This is a genomic window from uncultured Campylobacter sp., assembly GCF_938018145.1.
Classification (GTDB): domain Bacteria; phylum Campylobacterota; class Campylobacteria; order Campylobacterales; family Campylobacteraceae; genus Campylobacter_A.
On sequence record NZ_CALIII010000396.1, the window covers coordinates 1 to 3165 of the forward strand.

Sequence of the window (3165 nt, forward strand, 5' to 3'; positions counted from 1 at the left end):
ATTTCTTTCGTAGCGGCTCTGGCTATCGGCGCAAATGCCGCCGAGAACGTAACGCTAAGCGGCGTAGAAGTAACCAGCACCGGCGGCGGCTACGGCGTTGACGACGTAAAGATAAGCACGAGAAACGCAGGCATACTAAAAGACGTCATGCGCGATATTCCCGGCGTTTATGTAGGCGGCACGAACGGCATGAACCAAAAAATTTACATGAGGGGCGTGAGCGACCGCGGCCTAAATATCACGATCGACGGCGCGAAGCAAAACGGAAATACCTTTCACCACAACGCAGACCTCCTGATCGACCCCGATCTAATCAAGGCCATCGACGTTGAGGTCGGCTCGCGCTCTGTGGTAAACGGCGCCGGGGCTCTGGGCGGTTCGGTAGCCTTTAGGACGGTGGACGCTAGAGATCTGCTGGAAGAGGGCGAAATCATCGGTGCGAAAATCAAAACGGGCTACGCCTCAAACAACGACGAATTTTCGCAAGGACTCATGGTTTTTACCGCGCCTGTTGAGGGGCTTGACTTTTTAGCCGCGATAAATCACAAAGGCTACGACTACGGCAAGAGCGGTAACGGTAAGAAAATCGGCGGCGACGGCAACGACCTTAGCTATCTTTTTAAGCTCGGATATAGCTTTTTAGACGCGCACAGGATATCGCTCTCTCACGAGCACAACCACTACAAGGGACTTTATCCTTTAAGAGCAGAATTTGGTAGTTGGCATACAAATGATGACTACCGCAAATACGAGCGCGACACGACGACGTTAAAGTACGAATTTACGCCGAGCGAACTGCTAAATCTAGACGTAACGGCGTATCATACGAAGCATCAGAGGATCGACGGTAGCAAATGGGGCGTAAAAACTAGAGGCCTAAGCGCTAAAGCAAAAACCGCGATAGAGACGGGCGACGTGACGCAAACGCTAAGATACGGCGCGGAGTACTACCACAGCGAGAACTTTAACAAACCGCAAAACAACCGCCCCGAAAAAGTAAACAACTACTCGTTTTACTTAGAGGACGCGATCAAATTTGCAGGCCTAACCGTGACTCCTGGCATCAGATACGAGCGCCACGAGCTAAAGACATATAACGGCACGGGCGCAAATATCGGCGGATACAAATACAAATTTGACGAATTTACGCCCGCTCTCGCGCTTGATTACGAGTTTATGAAAGGGCTTGGCGTATTTGCCAGCTACGCTAAAGTGTTTAGAGGACCTGACGTTATGGAGTCTATGCTAGCTAGCGGCGCTAGTAGGGGTACGGCGCTAGGATACAGAGCAAACCCTGATCTAAAGGCTACTACGGGCGATAGCTACGAGATCGGCGGACGCTACAAGGGCGAGTTTAGCGAAACGGGACACGTTAGCTTCGTAGCTAAATACTTTAAAACCAAATACAAAAATCTAATCGTAGATAATAACGCAGCCGGCGGACGCATAAATCCGGTGCTTTATAGGATCAACGCAGGCGGCGCGGATATCGACGGCGTCGAGCTTTTGGCTAGACTAAACCTCGACGCGCTAAGCCTGGGTGCCAGCTACACTCATCAAAAAGTAAGATATAAAGACCGCGTGAGAAACGGTAGCGGCGGCTACTACACGTCAAATATCATCGGCTACCGCGACCAAGGCGACAAATACACCTTTAACGCCGAGTATTCGATAAACGCTATCGATACGCTCGTGGGCTATAATCTTATTTATTTCGCCTCGAAAGACACGACGAGTGCTGGCAACGACGCTGCCGTACATATCCCGAGCTACGCCGTGAGCGACATCTATCTCACTTATGCGCCAAGCGGCGGTAAATTTAAAGGACTTGAGATAAACGCGGGCGTTTATAACGTATTTAACAAAGCCTACGTCTCGCACTCTCAAAGAATAGCCCAGTACACGGGCGATGCGAACGCGATCGACTGGGAGCCGGGCAGAAACTTTAAGGTTAACGTCTCTTATAAATTTTAATTTTTATTCTAAACTTACGCTTCCGGGGGCTTAAATTTGAGCCCCTCTTTTTCTATCTTTTATAAAATTTACTCAAATTTGGCGTTGTTTGTTTTTGCTATTTGCAGGGAAAATCCGCTCAAATTTAACCTGTTTTTTGGCGGAGCGAATAAAATTTTGCTACGGAACGCCAAGAATAAAACCTAAATTTGAGCAGTTAAATTTGCGAGCATTCGGCGTCAAATTTGACGGATGGTTTTTGGTTTTTATATTTTCAAGATGTGGGTTTTGGGAGGTAAATTTTGAGGCAAATTTGAAGTTAAATTTGCTACGGTCAAATTTAAAAAGGCGAGCCGAATTTGACTCGCCGTAGTAAATTTAACACCGAATTTAAATGCGTTAAATTTAGCGCTTTCTGCCCATTCTTTTTAGATTGTCGCATGCAGACGTGTCGCCGCTAAAGCACGCCGAGCGGTAGATGCTTCTAGCTTTTGACTCGTCCTGCGCTACGCCTAGGCCGTGCTCGTAAAGTACGGCCGTGTTCGTGCAGCACGGTACGTCGCCTAGTTTGCAGCCTCTATCGTAGGCCGACATGGCGTTTGCGTAGTCCGGTTCTTTGCCGTCGATTGCCGAGCGATAAAACTCGCCTAAGTAGTAGCAAGAGTACGCCCCGCCGTTCGTGCATGAGGCGCTATAGATTTCAAGTGCTTTGTTTGCGTCTTTGCTCACGCCAAGGCCGGTTTGGTACATGTTGGCGAGGTTTGTGCAGGCGGCTTGATAGTTGTTTTTGCACGCTCTTTCATAGTATTTTAGAGCGGTTTTGTGATCTTGCAGATTTTGATAGCTGATGGCAAGATCGTTGCACGCGGAGTAGTTGCCGCTTTCGCATTTTGGCTTTAGAACTTCGATGGCGCGTTTGTTAAAATCGTAGTCGGGGTTGTCGTTGGGTCCGCCGCTTGAAGCTGCGCATCCTACAAATAAAAGCCCGATAAAGGTAAGAAGTAAATTCCTCATTTTTTATCCTTTCCGTCGTTTTTAAAATTGTCCAAAGAGGTCATTTAGCGCTTCGCTGATACTAGGGTGGGTGAAAATCTGATTTTTAAAGAAATCAGCGCCCGCGCCTAGAGCCATTGCGATGGCGATTTCGTTGATAAGCTCGTTTGCGTAAACGCAGTGAAATGCCGCGCCTAAAATTTTGCCGCTTTTTGCGTC

The 3165-nt window shown here is 48.2% G+C and carries 3 protein-coding genes and 1 pseudogene; 2 read left to right on the top strand and 2 right to left on the bottom strand.

Going from position 1 to position 3165, the window contains the following annotated elements; translation table 11 throughout:
• Both Q0338_RS09135 and Q0338_RS09140 read left to right on the top strand, forming a co-directional pair.
• The coding region (locus Q0338_RS09135) for a TonB-dependent receptor (RefSeq protein WP_298086481.1) at positions 1–1974 on the top strand (1974 nt) is incomplete at its 5' end.
• 88 nt (positions 1975–2062) lie between these two features.
• Positions 2063–2326 carry a hypothetical protein gene (locus Q0338_RS09140; RefSeq protein WP_298086482.1) on the top strand — a complete coding sequence of 88 codons (264 nt, stop codon included), beginning with the start codon at positions 2063–2065 and terminating at the stop codon, positions 2324–2326.
• Positions 2327–2358: 32 nt separating this feature from the next.
• On the opposite strand, the gene Q0338_RS09145 is transcribed toward Q0338_RS09140, so the two are convergent.
• Positions 2359–2967, bottom strand: a complete 609-nt coding sequence (locus Q0338_RS09145) for a tetratricopeptide repeat protein (RefSeq protein WP_298086483.1) — start codon at positions 2965–2967, stop codon at positions 2359–2361.
• A gap of 21 nt (positions 2968–2988) precedes the next feature.
• Positions 2989–3165: pseudogene (locus tag Q0338_RS09150) on the bottom strand (NAD(P)/FAD-dependent oxidoreductase); the annotation flags it as partial.

What these genes read in the sequence shown, in the direction of transcription:
- Q0338_RS09145 (WP_298086483.1), bottom strand. Translation starts at nt 2,967, where the DNA reads ATGAGGAATTTACTTCTTACCTTTATCGGGCTTTTATTTGTAGGATGC.